The organism is Streptomyces sp. NPDC059957 (assembly GCF_042730015.1).
In the GTDB taxonomy this organism is placed as follows: domain Bacteria; phylum Actinomycetota; class Actinomycetes; order Streptomycetales; family Streptomycetaceae; genus Streptomyces.
Window position 1 is genome coordinate 28239 of sequence record NZ_JBHWMB010000048.1, and the last position, 15267, is coordinate 43505.

The 15267-nt window shown below is 71.3% G+C and carries 15 protein-coding genes; 4 read left to right on the top strand and 11 right to left on the bottom strand.

Annotation, left to right across the window (positions count from 1 at the left end):
- Positions 1-58 precede the first annotated feature (58 nt).
- The 10 genes from ACFWBW_RS27820 to ACFWBW_RS27865 form a co-directional block, all read right to left on the bottom strand.
- Positions 59-1471, bottom strand: a complete 1413-nt coding sequence (locus tag ACFWBW_RS27820) for an ammonium transporter (RefSeq protein ID WP_385377711.1) — start codon at positions 1469-1471, stop codon at positions 59-61.
- Positions 1468-2841, bottom strand: a complete 1374-nt coding sequence (locus tag ACFWBW_RS27825) for an ammonium transporter (RefSeq protein ID WP_385377714.1) — start codon at positions 2839-2841, stop codon at positions 1468-1470. The genes ACFWBW_RS27820 and ACFWBW_RS27825 overlap by 4 nt, the downstream gene beginning before the upstream one ends.
- Positions 2842-2889: 48 nt before the next feature.
- The gene (locus ACFWBW_RS27830; protein ID WP_385377716.1) at positions 2890-3945 is read right to left on the bottom strand and encodes an urease accessory protein UreD; all 1056 of its coding nucleotides are present in this window, start codon (positions 3943-3945) and stop codon (positions 2890-2892) included.
- On the bottom strand, positions 3942-4565 hold the full coding sequence (ureG, locus tag ACFWBW_RS27835; RefSeq protein WP_385377719.1) for an urease accessory protein UreG: 624 nt from the start codon (positions 4563-4565) through the stop codon (positions 3942-3944). The genes ACFWBW_RS27830 and ureG overlap by 4 nt, the downstream gene beginning before the upstream one ends.
- 75 nt (positions 4566-4640) lie before the next feature.
- On the bottom strand, positions 4641-5372 hold the full coding sequence (locus ACFWBW_RS27840) for an urease accessory protein UreF (RefSeq protein ID WP_385377722.1): 732 nt from the start codon (positions 5370-5372) through the stop codon (positions 4641-4643).
- Positions 5369-7093 (bottom strand): urease subunit alpha, encoded by a 1725-nt coding sequence (gene ureC, locus ACFWBW_RS27845; RefSeq protein WP_385377725.1) that lies wholly within the window; start codon positions 7091-7093, stop codon positions 5369-5371. Before ureC ends, ACFWBW_RS27840 begins: the two co-directional genes overlap by 4 nt.
- A gap of 2 nt (positions 7094-7095) precedes the next feature.
- A complete protein-coding gene (locus tag ACFWBW_RS27850; protein ID WP_385377727.1) occupies positions 7096-7641 on the bottom strand; it encodes an urease subunit beta in 546 nt (181 codons plus the stop codon).
- A 23-nt stretch (positions 7642-7664) separates the two neighbouring features.
- Positions 7665-8516 (bottom strand): sirohydrochlorin chelatase, encoded by an 852-nt coding sequence (locus ACFWBW_RS27855; protein ID WP_385377730.1) that lies wholly within the window; start codon positions 8514-8516, stop codon positions 7665-7667.
- A 57-nt stretch (positions 8517-8573) separates the two neighbouring features.
- A complete protein-coding gene (locus tag ACFWBW_RS27860) occupies positions 8574-8879 on the bottom strand; it encodes an urease subunit gamma (RefSeq protein ID WP_385377732.1) in 306 nt (101 codons plus the stop codon).
- Between the two features lie 93 nt (positions 8880-8972).
- Positions 8973-9941, bottom strand: a complete 969-nt coding sequence (locus ACFWBW_RS27865) for an urea transporter (RefSeq protein ID WP_385377735.1) — start codon at positions 9939-9941, stop codon at positions 8973-8975.
- 308 nt (positions 9942-10249) lie between these two features.
- Here ACFWBW_RS27865 and ACFWBW_RS27870 point away from each other — a divergent pair, with 308 nt between their 5' ends.
- A complete protein-coding gene (locus ACFWBW_RS27870) occupies positions 10250-11197 on the top strand; it encodes a tellurite resistance/C4-dicarboxylate transporter family protein (RefSeq protein WP_385377738.1) in 948 nt (315 codons plus the stop codon).
- Positions 11198-11557: 360 nt separating this feature from the next.
- On the opposite strand, the gene ACFWBW_RS27875 is transcribed toward ACFWBW_RS27870, so the two are convergent.
- Positions 11558-12271 (bottom strand): YoaK family protein, encoded by a 714-nt coding sequence (locus ACFWBW_RS27875; protein ID WP_385377740.1) that lies wholly within the window; start codon positions 12269-12271, stop codon positions 11558-11560.
- A gap of 364 nt (positions 12272-12635) precedes the next feature.
- Here ACFWBW_RS27875 and ACFWBW_RS27880 point away from each other — a divergent pair, with 364 nt between their 5' ends.
- The 3 genes from ACFWBW_RS27880 to ACFWBW_RS27890 all read left to right on the top strand — a co-directional run bounded on the left by ACFWBW_RS27880 (position 12636) and on the right by ACFWBW_RS27890 (position 15267).
- Positions 12636-13070 carry a VOC family protein gene (locus ACFWBW_RS27880; RefSeq protein WP_385377743.1) on the top strand — a complete coding sequence of 145 codons (435 nt, stop codon included), beginning with the start codon at positions 12636-12638 and terminating at the stop codon, positions 13068-13070.
- Between the two features lie 211 nt (positions 13071-13281).
- Entirely contained in the window at positions 13282-13974 is a 693-nt protein-coding gene (locus tag ACFWBW_RS27885) for an epimerase (RefSeq protein WP_385377746.1), read from the top strand.
- 84 nt (positions 13975-14058) lie between these two features.
- On the top strand, positions 14059-15267 hold the full coding sequence (locus ACFWBW_RS27890; RefSeq protein WP_385377748.1) for an RNA ligase: 1209 nt from the start codon (positions 14059-14061) through the stop codon (positions 15265-15267).

Consider the following 15267-nt stretch of genomic DNA (forward strand, 5'->3'; position numbering starts at 1 on the left):
GCCACCCCCCCCTCCCCCGGGTCCGGGGTCCGGGGTGGGTCACATGGTGCGGCCGTGCTCAGCCTCGGTCGTCGCCGCCCTGACGGTCGCTGCCGCCCTGCGGGGCGGTCAGCAGGACCTCGCGCAGCCGGGCGACCAGGGCGGAGGCGCTCTCCGGCTCCTCCTCGGTCCCCTTGGCGCGGGAGTCGTCGGTCGACAGCTCCTCGAGGTTGTCGGAGAGGGCGTCGGCGTAGGCCTGTTCCTTCTCCACCATTCCGCCGGGCTGGCGCAGCCCGATGGTGACCTCGATGGCCTTGCCGATCAGCGCGGTCATCACGAACGAGTACAGGCCGAGGATCACCGTGGCGGTGAGCTGCTTGCCCAGCAGGTCCCAGGAGCCGCCGTAGAAGAGGCCCTTGTGGCCCGTCAGGGTCCCGGTCGCGCAGAGGCCGGCCATGACCATGCCGACGATGCCGCCCCAGCCGTGGATGCCCACCACGTCCAGGGTGTCGTCCACGCCCAGCCGGTACTTCCAGCTGATCGCGAACGCGCAGCTGAGCCCGGCGAGGAAGCCGATGATGGTGGCCCAAACCGGGCTCACCCCGCCGGCCAGCGGGGTCATGGCGACCAGGCCCGTGACGGCCCCCATGCACATGTCGAGCAGGCCGACCTGCCGGGTGCGCCACCAACTGGTCACCGCCCAGCCCGCCATCGCGGCGCCCGCCGCGAGCTGGCTGTTGAGGAAGGCCATCGCCGCGCCGCCCGGGGTCTCCAGGGAGGAGCCGGTGTTGAAGCCGAACCAGCCGAACCACATGAGCGAGAGCCCGATGACCACGAGCGGCAGGTTGTGCGGCCGGATGCCCTGGCGGTCGAAGTCCGCGCGCTTGCCCGCGACGATGGCGAGGGCGAGTCCGGCGGCCCCCGATCCGATCTCCACCACGGTGCCGCCGGAGAAGTCGACGGCGCCGAGCTGCTTGGCGACCCAGCCGGCCGGGTCGAACACCCAGTGGGCCATGGGGATGTAGACCAGCAGGGTCCACGCGATGACGAAGGCGATCCAGCCGCCCATCTTCGCGCGGCCCGCGATGGAGCCGGCGATCAGGGCCACGGTGACGACCGCGAAGGACAGGTGGAAGACCACGAAGGTGACCGTGGGCACGGACCCGGTCAGCGAGCGGGCGTCGATCCCGCGCAGGAAGGCCTGGTCGAGCGTGCCGATGACGCCGAGGCCGCCGGCATCGGGGCCGAAGGCGAGGGAGTAGCCGATCGCGAACCAGAGCACGGTGACGATCACCATGCAGAAGAAGATCATCTTCAGCATGGCGACGATCTGGCCGGTGCGGACCATACCGCCGTAGAAGAAGGCCACTCCGGGAGCCATCAGCAGCACCAAGGCCGTGGCCATCATCAGCCAGGACGCGTTGCCGGAGTCGGCGACGGCGGGTGCGGCGGAGACCTCCGATGCGGCGGCGGCAAACGTGTGCGCGGTCACTTGTCACGCTCTCGTCGGTCCAGCACGGATACGATTTCGGCGAGCAGCGCGGCGTCCTGCTGCTCCGCCCCGTCCTTGGCGGCGCCCACCGTGGCGGGCTCGCGGGCCGCGGTGGCGGCTCCGCCGATCCGGTCGCGGATCTCGTCCAGGGTCGCGTTGTCGTACGCGACCTCCTCCTCGCGGCCGGGTACGTTCTCGTACTCCTCGGAGGCGCGGAAGCCGACGGCCTTGTCGATCACCTTGGCGATGAGCCAGGTCATGGCGAAGGCGAAGCACCCGACGGCCAGGACGGCGACGGCCTGGCGCCAGAGCTGGTCGAGGCCGCCCCCGTAGAAGAGGCCCTTCTTGCCGCTCATCGCGGCCGTGGCGAAGAAGCCGATGGAGAGCACGCCGACGATCCCGCCCCAGCCGTGCACGCCGACCACGTCGAGGGTGTCGTCGACTCCGATCTTGAACTTCATGTTGATGGCGAAGCAGCAGACCACACCGGCGATGAAGCCGATGATCAGCGCGCCGAGCGGGGAGACTTCGCCGCAGGCCGGGGTGATGGCCACCATGCCGGCGACCGCGGCCGAGGCCACACCCAGCATCTCCACGTGGCCCAAGCGCCACTTCTCGATGATCGGCCAGCCGATCATCGCGCCGGCGGCGGCCAGTTGGGTGTTGAGGAAGGTGGTCGGTGCGCTGCCCTCGACCTGCAGGGCGGAGCCCGCGTTGAAGCCGAACCAGCCGAACCACAGCAGCGCCAGACCGATGATGACCAGGGGCAGGTTGTGCGGGCGGATCGTTTCGCGCTCGAAGTCCTTGCGCTTGCGCAGCACGATGGCCACCGCGAGCCCCGAGGCGCCCGAGCTGAGCTCGACCGGCAGGCCGCCGGCGTAGTCGAGCGCGCCCAGGGACTTGTTGATCCAGCCGTCGGGTGCGAACACCCAGTGCGCGGTGGGCACGTAGACCAGCATGGTCCAGGCGACGACGAAGACCAGCCACCCCTTCATGGTGGCGCGGCCCGCGATCGAGCCGCTGATCAGTGCCACCGTGATGATCGCGAAGGACATCTGGAAGCAGGCGAAGATCACGGTCGGGATGGAGCCGTGCAGGGAGTCCATCCCGATGCCCCGGAAGAAGGCGTGGTCGAGATTGCCGATCATGCCGCCGCCGGCGTCCTTGCCGAAGGCGAGGGAGTAACCGACCGCGACCCACAGGATGGTCACCAGCGACAGGCAGGCGAAGCTCATCTTGAGCATCACCAGCACGTGCTTGGTCTTGACCATGCCCCCGTAGAAGAAGGCGAGGCCGGGGGTCATCAGCAGCACCATGGCGGTGCTCGCCATCATCCAGGCGGTATTACCCGTATCGTAGCCACTGGGCATCTGGTGGAGCTCTCTCTGGTTGTGAACAGGCTTGCGGGAGTGGTGAGTTCAGGTCTTGCGCAGGTCGGGGGCGGGTACGCCGATCAGCCTGCGCCGCACCGCGTCCCAGACGGCCCCGAGCGCCAGGGTCACGGCCTCGGTGTGTTCGCCGAGCACCCGCACCCAGGCCCCGCAGTCCTGCGGCAGCACGCTGACCCCGTACGGGAGTCCGCGGTCGGCCAGGGCCCCGTGCATCAGGTCGGCGAGCTCGCGGGCGGGGGCGAGCGGGCTGACCGCGAAGAAGCAGGCCATCACGGAATGGCCGGCCAGTACGGCCGGCCCGTCGACGGAGCAGCCGCCGACGGAGCAGCCGCCGACGGAGCAGCCGCCGACGGTGTGGCCGTCGACGCGGTGGCCGCCGATCCCCGCGGCCCCGCCGGGTTCCAGCCGTACGGTGTCCAGTGCCACCAACTCACCGCCCGGTCGCCGCAGTTCGAAGTCGGAAGCGAAGACCTGGTAGGCGTTGCGCTCCCCGTGCGCGAGCCGGCCGGACAGGACGGTCTCGCTCACCAGCACGGTGGCCGTGGGGTCGGCGGTGACCACCGTGCGCTGGTAGAAGCGGGAGTCGACGTAGGGGATGACAGGGTCCGGCAGGTACTCGACGTACGCGTCCGTGCCGACGGTCAGGAAGGTCTGGGCGACGGCGTAGTCGTGCTCCATCCGGTAGACCTTGGTGGCCGCCTGGGTGGTCACGTGCCCCGAGGTACCGGGGCCGAAGGACAGGTCGGTGCGCAGCCGGTCGGCCTGGATGACCCCGCCGCCCGTGGACATCAGGAAGGTGATGGGCAGGTCGGGGCGGTGCGGGTCGAAGTAGAGCGGCCGCATGATCTGGAGCGGGGACTTCTGGTAGTGCCGCACCAGCTCGGTCCGGGCACCGACCTGCTCGAAGCCCAGCTCCAGCAGACCGACCTTGCCGGGGCGCCCGACACCGAGGGTGTCGGGCACCGAGGAGTGCCGCAGGACCTCCAGCGGGACGCGCGGCGGTTCGTAGTGCGCGGCCTCCAGACGTGCGGGCGGCAGGAGGGCGCGGGGCGGAGTCTGGGGCGGGTCCGCCACGACGCTCACGCCGGGACCCGGCGGAAGGAGTCGATGAAGTTGGCCACGTCCTCCATACCCTGCCCGGTGAGGCAGTTGGTCAGGACCACGGGCCGTCCCTCGCGCACGCGGTGCGCGTCGGACTCCATGACGTTGATGTCGCAGCGGACGTACTGGGCGATGTCGATCTTGTTGATCACGAGCATGTCGGACTCGGTGATGCCCGGACCGCGCTTGCGGGGCATCTTCTCGCCCTCCGCGGTGTCCAGGACGAAGAGGAAGAGGTCGACCAGGACCGGGCTGAAGGTCAGGGTGAGGTTGTCGCCGCCCGACTCGTAGAGCAGGGTGTCGACATCGGGGAACCGCTCCAGCATCTCGGCGCCCGCGGCCAGGTTCATCGTCGGGTCGTCGCGCACGGCGGTGTGCGGGCACGCGCCGGTCTCCACGCCCACGACCCGCTCGGGGTCGAGCACCCCGGCCAGGGTGCGGCGGACCTGGCGGGCGTCCTCCTGGGTGTAGATGTCGTTCGTGATCACGGCGGGCCGGTGCCCGCGCGCGATGAGCACCGGTACCAGGGCCTCGATCAGTGCCGTCTTGCCGGAGCCGACGGGGCCGCCGACGCCGACGCGCAGGACGTTGTCATCGGTCATCAAAATCACACACCTCAAGTAGAAGACGCTTGCTGAAAGGGAAAGCGGGGCAGTGGGCTGCACGGCCCATGCGGCCTACGTGGCGAACAGCCGTGCCTCGGCCCGCTCGTGACGGCCAGACATCACATCGGCCATCGGAACGCACCCGCCGAGATCGGCGAGTTCACGGCGCAGGGCCGCCCGCGCCACCTCCTCGATGACGGGTGCGATCCCGCGCAACACCACCTGGGCTTTGCGGTGGTCGGTGAGCCGCAGCCGCAGCGCGGCCCCGGTGAAGCTGGCCGAGTAGGCGAACAGATCGCTCACCACGGCCTGTTCGGCCGGGACGCCGGCGGCTGCGTACGCGACCCCGGCGGCCACGGCCTGCGAGCCGGGGGCCCGCTTGGCGGCCACCAGTTCCGCGTACCGCTCCAGCGGCTCCCCGCCGACGCACTCGCGGGCCATGTCCAGCAACTGGCGGCCGGTCCGGGTGGCGGCGCGGCGCAGCCCCTCGTTCAGTTTGGCCGCGTTCAGCCGCTGATCGGTCTCGGCCAGGGCCTCCCAGTCACCGGCCAACGCGGCCCGGTGGGCCAGGGCCAGCGCGGTGGCGTCGGAGGGCCCCACCGAATGCCGCAGCAGGTCGGCCAGCAGCCCCGGTACGCCCTCCGGGGTCACGGCCTTGGCCTGGGCGTATCCCTCCAGGCCGTGGGAGAGGGTGTAGAAGCCGCTGGGGAAGGCCGAGTCGGTGAGCTGGAGGCTGACCAGCAGGGCCTGTACCGGCGTCACCGTCGCGGGGCTGACCACGGGGGCGTTGGCGGCAGTGCTCATGCCAGGTAGAACAGGTGGTTCAGGGGCAGTTCGCGGGCCGGCTCGATGGTGGCCGGCACCCCGTCGAGGGTGACCTTGTAGGTTTCCGGGTCTACGGCGATGACCGGGAGGGCGTCGTTGCGGACCATGTGCTGCTTGCCGACGGTGCGGCAGTGCCTGACCGGCAGGACCTTGCTGTCCAGGCCCAGCTTCTGCGGTACGCCGAGGTCGATCGCGGCCTGCGACATGAAGGAGACCCGGGTGGCCTGCTTGGCCTTGCCGTACGCGCCGAACATCGGCCGGTAATAGACCGGCTGCGGGGTCGGGAGCGAGGCGTTCGGGTCGCCCATCAGTGCCCAGTTGATCAGCCCGCCCTTGATGACCATCTTCGGCTTGGCGGCGAAGGACCCGATCGGCCACAGCACGATGTCGGCGAGCTTGCCCGTCTCCAGGGAGCCGATGTGCTCGGCGGTGCCCGTGGCGATCGCCGGGTTGATGGTGATCTTGGCGAGGTAGCGCAGCGCGCGGAAGTTGTCGTTGCGCTCGGTGTCGCCGTCGAGCTTGCCGCGCTGCTCCTTGCAGTGGTGCGCGGTCTGGAAGGCGCGGGTCCAGGACTCGCCGATGCGGCCCATGGCCTGGGAGTCGGAGGAGAAGATGGAGATGACCCCCTCGTCGTGCAGCACGGTCTCGGCGGCGATCGTCTCCGCGCGCACGCGCGAGTCCGCGAAGGAGACGTCCTCCGGGATGTCGTGCGACAGGTGGTGACAGACCATCACCATGTCGAGGAGCTCGTCGACCGAGTTCACCGTGTACGGCAGCGTCGGGTTGGTGGAGGACGGCAGGACGTTGGGCTCGCCGGCCACCCGCATGATGTCGGGGGCGTGGCCGCCGCCCGCGCCCTCGGTGTGGAAGGTGTGGATGGTGCGCCCGTCGATGGCCGAGCGGGTGTCCTCGAAGAACCCGGACTCGTTCAGGGTGTCGGTGTGCACCGCGACCTGCACGTCGTAGGCGTCGGCCACGTCCAGGGCGCGGCTCAGCGCGGCCGGGGTCGTGCCCCAGTCCTCGTGCACCTTCAGGCCGCAGACGCCCGCCTCCACCTGCTCGATGAGGGCTTCCGGCAGCGAGCCGTTGCCCTTGCCCAGCAGGCCGACGTTGACCGGCAGGTCCTCGGACGCCTGGTACATGCGGCCGATGTTCCACGGACCCGGGGTGCACGTGGTGCCGTTGGTGCCGTCGGAGGGGCCGGTGCCGCCGCCGATGAGGGTGGTGATGCCGTTGGACAGGCCGTGCTCGGCCTGCTGCGGGGCGATGAAGTGGATGTGGCTGTCGATGCCGCCTGCGGTGGCGATCATGTGCTCGCCGGAGATGACCTCGGTGCCGGGCCCGATGACCAGCTTGGGGTGGACCCCGGACTGGGTGTGCGGGTTGCCGGACTTGCCGAGGCCCGCGATGAAACCGTCCTTGATGCCGAGGTCGCCCTTGACCACGCCCAGGATCGCGTCCATGACCACCACGTTGGTGATGACCAGGTCCAGGGCGCCCTGAAGGTTCGTGGCCTGCGGGTCCTGCCCCATGCCGTCGCGGATGCCCTTGCCGCCGCCGTAGACGGCCTCGTCGCCGTAGTGGCCCTCGTTGTGGTCCTTCTCGACCTCGATGACCAGATTGGTGTCCGCCAGGTGGAAACGGTCGCCGACGGTCGGTCCGAACAGGTCGGTGTACTGCTTGCGGCTCAGGACAGCCATCTCTACTTGTCGCCCTTCTTGGAGGTCTTGGCCTTCTTGGCGGCCGCGGTCTTGACGGGTGCCTTGGCGGCGGGCTTCGCCGCGGGCTTCGAGGCGCGCTTCGAAGCCGGCTTCGCGGCGGTCTCCACGGCCGGGGCGGCAGCCTGTGCGGCAGCGGCCTGCTGCGCCGACTCCGCCCGGGCTCCCAGGAATCCGAGCTCGACGGCCCGGTTCATGGCGCGGACGCGGGTGTCGGTGGAGCCGAGGCCGCCATTGGTCAGCGAGCTGAAACCGATCAGCCGGCCGTGGCCGCTGTACGCGGTGAGTTCGACCTCGCGGGTGTCGCCCGGCTCGAAGCGGACGCCGGTGCCGGCGGGGAGGTCGAGGTGCATGCCGTAGGCGGCGTTGCGGTCGAAGTCGAGGGCTCGGTTGACCTCGAAGAAGTGGTAGTGCGAGCCGACCTGGATGGCACGGTCGCCGGTGTTGGAGACGGTGACCTTGGCCTTGCGGCGGCCGGCGTTGATCTCCACGGTGCCTTCGCCGTAGAGGTATGAGACGCCACCTGACATGGTGGTACTTCCCTTCCTTCGGATCAGTGGGGGGAATGGCCGTGCGGGTGGCCGTGACCCTGGCCGTCCGCACGGCGGTGGCTCTCGCCGTGTGCGTGGGTGTGCGCGTGCGTGTGGTGGGCGTCCGAGTCCGCGTCCGCGTCCGTGTGACCGTCGTGACTGTGGTCGTGGTCGCCGCCCGGGCCGTGGGAGTGCGCGTACCCGTGCCCGTGCTCGGCGTCCAGTCCCTCGGCCACGCCGTCCCGCCCGTGGGCCAGCAGGTGCAGGGCCTCCTGCGTGCGGGCCCGCACGACCTGGGCGATCGCGGCCTCGGACAGCAGGGGGCCGGTGTCCAGGACCCCGGCCGGAAGCCCGGCGGGCGGGGCGAACGCGGCCCGGATCAGAGCGATGTGGCCGGCGCCGAGGCGGCGGCAGCGCTCCGCGCCCTCCGCCAGGTCCGGGTCACCGCCGTCGAAGGCGACCTCGACCCAGCGGTGGTGCCCGTACTGGCGCACCAGCCGGGCCACCCGGAACAGATCTGCGTCCTGGAAGGGGCCCGCGGCGGGTGCGGTGACCAGGACGGCGGAGGTGTCGGGCGCCTCGCGCACCGCCTTGAGGGCGTCGGTACGGAGCCACGCGGTCAGGTGGTCCACGGTGGCGAAGGGGGGCGCCAGCACGAGCCGCCCGGGCCCCTCCTCCCGGCTCAGCCAGCGCAGGGCGCGGGCGCAGTCGGCGATCAGTCCGGGGTCGCGCCCCAGCGTCATCGGGACCACGCACACCGGCTCGGGCGAGGTGGCGAGCGCCGCGCGCACGGCTTCGGCCAGCGGCCGGCCGGGGTGCACGGCACCTGCCGCGGAGCCGCCCTCGTGACCGCCGGCCAGGATGACGGAGGCCACCGGTTCCGGTGCCCTGCCGGGCCGTTCGGGCCGTTCGGGTGCGATGGCCGCCACCGCTCAGGCGCCGACGGGGTCGTGGCAGGAGACGAGCTTGGTGCCGTCCACGAAGGCGGCCTCGACCTGGAGCAGCGGAAGCATCTCCCGCACGCCCTTCATGACATCGGCGGCGGAGACGATCTGCTTGCCGAGCTCCATGCACTCGGCGACGGTCCTGCCGTCGCGGGCGCCTTCCAGGATGCCCTCGCTGATCAGGGCGCAGGCCTCGCTGTAGTTGAGCTTGACGCCCCGCTCCCGCCGCTTGCGGGCCAGGTCGGCCACGACGTAGATCCAGAGCTTGTCCATCTCACGGGGAGCGAGATTCATCGGTCACTCACTTTCGGCTCTCAAGGTGGTTCAAGTACTGCCGCTGCCAAGGCTGTTGCCGGTGGCGTTGCCGCGACTTCGGCTGGGGTGGTGTCAGGTCCGTTGCAGCCGGGGGATCTGGGGGACGGCGGCGACGAAGACGACCGTGGTCAGGACGAACGGCCAGGTGAAGGTGTGGCCGCCGAACGGGGCGAAGAAGGCGGTCATCGCGGCCGTGAGCCCGGTGGCCGCCGCGGCGCCCAGGACGGCGTACGCGAAGCTCCAGTTGGACCGGACGATGAAGACGCCGCACAAGGCCATCGCGACGAGCACGCTGCTGTAGCCCATGAGCCCCTGTGAGACGCCTTCGGCCGGCGAACCCATCGCCCAGGCGACGAAGAGGGCCGTGGCGCTGCCGACGCAGGCCATGACCCCGGCGACCCGGCTGGCCACGAAGATGCCGGCGAGGAAGATCAGGCCGACGTACCACTGCGGCATGAAGAAGATCTGGCCGACGTTGGCGAAGAAGGCGCGCCAGAGCTGTCCCCAGTCCAGCATGGTGGTTCCGCCGGCGGCCGCGGGCAGCGCCGCCAGATCGGGTCCGGTGTGCCACACCCGGGAGAAGCTCGGCGCCGAGATGGTCATGACGCTCGCGATGATGCAGAACGGCGCGGTGAACGTGGGGATGTTCCAGGTGCCGAGGATCGTCGCCAGCGCCGAGGTGACGACCACGACGGTGATGCTGCCGCCGATCGCGAGCAGCAGCGTGGACAGGTGGTCCCACCCGAGGAAGACGGCGAACCCGAGCGAGACGAGCGTGCCGTTGAAGCCGCGCAGTCCGGCCGAGACGATCTCGCGGTCGATGCCGAACGAGTAGGCGGTGGCCGTGCCGACGACCGCACCGAGGAGTCCGTAGAGGGCGTACTGCCAGCCCGCGGCGGCCAGCGCGGCGAGGAAGAAGATCCCCGTGATCGCGCTCGGCATGAAATCGACCTGGGCGACGCCGCGCAGGACTTCCTGGACGAAGCTCGCGGGTTGGGCCGGGGGAGCCTGGCGTGCGGGCTCCGTTGCCAAGGCCTGCATTTCATTCTCCCATGTGCAAAAAGAGAGGGCCCTGAAGGGCCCGTGAATCGGCGGTGCGTTGACGGTGACAGTACCGGTGGATCGGAGTAATTCCGCCTGGATATGGGCGTGTCGGGAGAAAGGAGGGGATGCGGCCTGGTTGTCATAAATGTGTTCGTCGTTCCCGTTCCCGTGGAGGGAAATAGGATCGGAATACTGGATATCGAATGGTGGGGGAAGGGCGTTCGCCGAGCCCGGAAGGGTCATTGCAGCCGCCCCGATGGCGCGCCGCGGCGGCCGGAACCGGCACGGTGGTGTCCCGTGGTGGGGTGCGAGTCATTGCGGGTGCCCGGTGGTGGGCCGAGCTGTCACCGGCCGCGGGCGCCGCCGTCATGGCGGCCGGGATCATCTCGGCGGGCCTGCACCTGATCGGCCGGGACGCGCTGTCGATCGCCGCACTGGCCGTCTCCGCCGCGCTGTGGCTCCTGCTCGCCGCCGACTTCGCCGCCCGCCTCCTGGGTGACCGGAGCCGGTTCCGCGCCGAGGCCGACACCCCGGCGGCCCTCACCGCCGTGGCCGCCACGACCGTGCTGGGCACCCGGATCTCCCTCCTCGGATGGCAGCCCGTGGCCCTCGGGCTACTGGCGCTGGCCGCCGTGCTCTGGCCGGGGCTGATGGTCGCCGTACTGCGCCACTGGGGCTACCGGATGCCCGGTGCGGCCTTCCTCGTCTGCGTGGCCACCCAGGGGCCGGCCGTGCTGGCGGCCACCCTGGCCGGCCCCACCGGCCACGACTGGCTGGGCCGGGCCGCGCTGGTCGCCTTCTGCCTCGGTCTGCTGCTCTACGCAGAGGCCCTCCTACGCTTCGACTTCCGCCAGGTCGTCTCCGGCGCGGGCGACCACTGGGTGGCCGGCGGGGCACTCTCCATCACCGCCCTCGCCGGATCCGGACTCACGGCGTCACCGCTGTGGACGGGGTGGGCGCACACGGGGCTGCGTACCGTCACCCTGGCGGCCCTCGGCCTCTCCCTGGCCTGGTACGCCGTGCTCCTCGCCGCCGAGGCGGTCCGGCCCCGCCCCCGCTACGACATCCGGCGCTGGTCGAGCGTCTTCCCGCTCGGCATGACGGCGACCGCCTGCCTCTCGGCGGCCGCCCCGACCGGGGTGGCGTGGCTGCGGCCCCTCGGGACGGTGCTGCTCTGGGTGGCGGTCGGGGCCTGGGTGTTCACCTTCGCGGCGTTTCTCGTGGAGCGCGGTCGGGAGTGCCCGCGGAAGTGAGAAGGCGTGCGAGAGCATTCGGTCGTGTTCCCGGCGAGGAAATGGAAAGGTGGGGGCCGGGGGAGAGGGTGAGGGCGGATCCGCATTACCGGAGCGCAACGGCGCCGGGGAAACTCGGCCGCCGAAGCGCCGGAGTCGAAAGACTGGGAAATGAAAGGCCGTAGGTGAAGGGTCGGAGTCGAATGGCTGCCTCCCTGTCGCCTCCCTGTCGCCTTCCTGTCGCCGTCACCGGGAATACCGCCGCGCGCGGCCGGAAAAGACATGCGGGCTTGGGCTGACGGCTGAACGCGTGCGCTGTGGACGGCGTTTGCCGAGTCGGCGTACCCGGCGGACGGTGCGCGCCGGAGGCTGGTCCGGCCCCTACGCCCGGCGACCGGTGCCGTCCCACCGGGGCGAGAGGGCTACGCAGCCCAGCAGGCCGACGGCCAAGGCCAGTGCCCACAGCGCACCATGACGAAGTGTCAGCACGCCGCCGCAGAGGGCTCCGAGGAGCAGGGCCACGACCGTCACCAGGCGGCGGAGCGGGCCGGGCCCCCAAGGATCGGCCGCCAGCCCGGTCAGGGCTCTGGTGACGACGGTGGTGGTCAGATCGGGGATGGCGAGCCGGTGCACGACGGCGTTCTGCAGGCCCATGCCGAGGGCGAGCAGGGCGATGACGCCCGGCGGCCCCGCGCCGAGCGCGGTCAGGGCGAGAGCCCCGCCCACCAGAACCGTCTGGACCGCCACCAGCGGTGCGAACATCCTGGCCGCCCCGGTGGTCCGGCGCAGCCGGCCGGCGGTCGCCGCCCCGGCCAGGAAGGCGCCGACGGCCAGCAGGGAGTCCGGGGCGGACAGGGAGCGGTCCCCGGCGATCGCGAAGCCCAGGAAGACCACGTTGCCCGTCATGTTGGCCACGAAGACGTGACCGAGGCCCAGGTAGCTCACCGCGTCGACCACACCGCTGACGAACGTGAGGACGATCAGCAGCGGCGGCAGCACCCCGTGGGGAGACTCGGCGCCGTCCGCCTCCGGTGGGAACAGCCGCGCGGCCAGGGGGCGCAGGACCCCGTGCCGCCGGGGTGGGAGGGAGGTCATGGGGTGCCTCTGGTCATCGCGCGGGCCGGTCCGCGACCGGCGGCTCGGCGCACCCGGGAAGGGGGAGCGGAAGGGGGCGTCGTCCCCGGAAATGCCAGCGATGCCGGGCGCACGCGAGGAGGAGCGACCCGCAGGCCCCGGGTGCGCGCGGTCGCCCCCGGTCGCCACGCCGGGCGGGGACGGGGCGGCGGCTGGTGCGGCGGGCACGGGGCGGGCCGCGGTTCGGCGGGGACGGGGGCGTGCCCGGTGAGCGGTCCGCCGATCGGCCGTCGAAGCGGGGCACCGGCAGGGGAGTTCCCTGCGGCCACCGCCCGGACGGCGTTCCTGTCGCGGCTCGACAGAGGGCCGCGGGTAGGGTCGCCGCATGGCCTACACGTTTCAGATCACCGTGGACTCCGCCACACCTCACGCCCTCGCCGACTGGTGGGCAGAAGCCCTCGGGTGGGAAGTCGAGGCCAGCGACGAGGAGTTCATCCGCGAGATGATCGCCGTCGGACGGGCGACCGAGGAGGACACCACCACCCACCGGGGCGGCCTCGTCTGGAAGGCGGGCCAGGGGATCCGCCACCCCGCGGGCCTCGAGCGGGCGCCCCGGATCCTCTTCCAGTTCATCGAGGAGCCCAAGACCGTCAAGAACCGCGTCCACCTCGACGTCCGCACCGGCGAGGACGACCCGCGGGCCCTGGTGGAGCGGCTCCTCGCCAAGGGAGCCCGGCACCTGCACGAAGGCAGCCAGGGCCCCTCCACCTGGACCACCCTCGCCGACCCCGAGGGCAACGAACTGTGCGTCTCCCACTGAGCCGGCCCACCCCGGTCACAGCACTAGGGCCTGTCGTCACACTCCCGTCGGCCGCGCGGCGCCTGGTGCGTGCTCTCGCCGCACCGGGCGAAAGCCCACGTACGTCCAGTACGCGGACTTCCGCCAGGCACGCCGAGAGCACGCACCAGACGCCGCGCGGCCGCGCTTCGGGCGACGACGGGAGTGTGACGACAGGCCCTAGGGTGGACCCGTGAACGTCATCCTCTTCGGTGCGACCGGCATGATCGGCCGGGGCGTGCTGCGCGAGTGCCTGCGCGACGAGTCCGTCGAAAGCGTGCTCGCCATCGGCCGCAGCCCCCTCGCCGTCACCCACCCCAAGCTGAGCGAGCTCGTCCGGGCCGATCCGACCGACCTGTCGGTGCCCGGCCTGGACCTGGCCTCGTACGACGCCTGCTTCTTCTGCCTCGGCATCTCCTCCTTCCGCATGAAGGAGGAGGAGTACCGGCGGATCACCCACGATCTGACGCTCGCCGCCGCCCGTCCCCTCGCCGCCGCCAACCCGCGGCTGACCTTCGCCTACGTCTCCGGCGAGGGCACCGACAGCACCGAGAGCGGCCGCTCCATGTGGGCCCGGGTCAAGGGCGAGACCGAGAACGACCTGCTGAAGCTCCCCTTCGAGGCGTACATGTTCCGGCCCGGGATCGTGCAGCCGGACCGCGGCATCCCCTCCAAGACCCCGCTCTACCGCGCCGGGTACGCCGTCACCGCACCGCTGTTCCCGGTCCTGCGGCGCTTCGCCCCCCACCTCGTGACCACGACCCGGGCGATCGGCCGCGCCATGATCGCCGTCACCGAGGCCGGGCCCGGCAACGCAGCCACGCAGCGGATCCTGCGGCCCCGGGACATCAACCGGGTGGGCGGCGCGGGCCCTAGCAGGTCCTAGGACCCGCGCTGACGAGCCGATATTCGGTTTCGGCCATGGCCTCCCGCACCCGAGAATGAGGTTTCTCGAACCGGGAGGAACCCCATGAGCCAGGACCGCCTGACTCTGCACGACCTGATGCCCGCGCAGGCGCTGACCGAGGCCATCGACGCCGGGTACGTGGCCCGCAAGGTCCACCCCCAGCTGCCGCTGTCCCTCTACAGCTACACCCGGACCGCCCAGTACGAGCAGGTCTGGAACCAGGTCACCACGATCTGCCGCGGACTCGTCGCCGACGACGTCACCGGCGAGATCGTCGCGCTGCCACTGCCGAAGTTCTTCAACGTCGGCGAGCACGAGTCGGGCCGGCCATACGCGCCGGCCCTGCCCGACGAGCCGTTCGAGGTGTACGACAAGGTCGACGGCAGTCTCGGGGTGCTCTTCCACTACGCGGGGAAGTGGCGGGCCGCGTCCAAGGGTTCCTTCACCAGCACCCAGGCCGTCTGGGCGCAGCGCCACCTCGACGGACGGGACACCTCCGCGCTGGTCCCCGGCACCACCTACCTCGCGGAGATCCTGTACCCGCAGAACCGCATCGTCGTGGACTACGGGGACCGCCGCGACCTGGTCCTGCTCGCCGCGTACGGAGCGGACGGCGCCGAGGTGCCGCTCGCCGAGGCCGCCGCGCACTGGGAGGGCATCGGTTCCGTCGTCACCGTGTGGCCCGCCATGCCGCTGGACGAGCTGCTCGCGCTGACCGGGTCCAGCACCCTGCCGGGCGGCGCCGCCGCGACCGGTACCGACGCGGAGGGCTTCGTCCTGCGCTTCGCCTCGGGCGTCCGCGCCAAGGCCAAGATCGCCGAGTACGTACGCCTCCACAAGGTGCTCACCGGCGTGACCGAGCGGGACATCTGGCGCGGCCACGGCATCCAGCGGTTCGCCGGCCTGCCCCTCAAGCAGCTTGCCCAGGGCCTCAACTGCTCGGTCGCCGACATCGAGGCCTCGGGTGGCAAGCCGCTCGACGAACTGCTGGAGCAGGTGCCCGACGAGTTCGACCACTGGGTGCGCTCGGTGATCGAACGTCTGGAGGCCGAGGCCGCGCTCCGCGAGCGCGCCGTCGACGAGGCGTACGCCTCGCTGGCCCACCTGGCCGGCGACCGGGGCGCGTTCGCGCGCGCCACCAAGACGATCCGCGACAGCGGGATCCGCGGTGCGCTGTTCCAGCGCCTCGACGGCAGGACGACCGAGATGGTCACCTGGCGGCAGGTGCGGCCCGAGGCGTCCGACCCCTTCACGCACGACGAGGAGAACTGA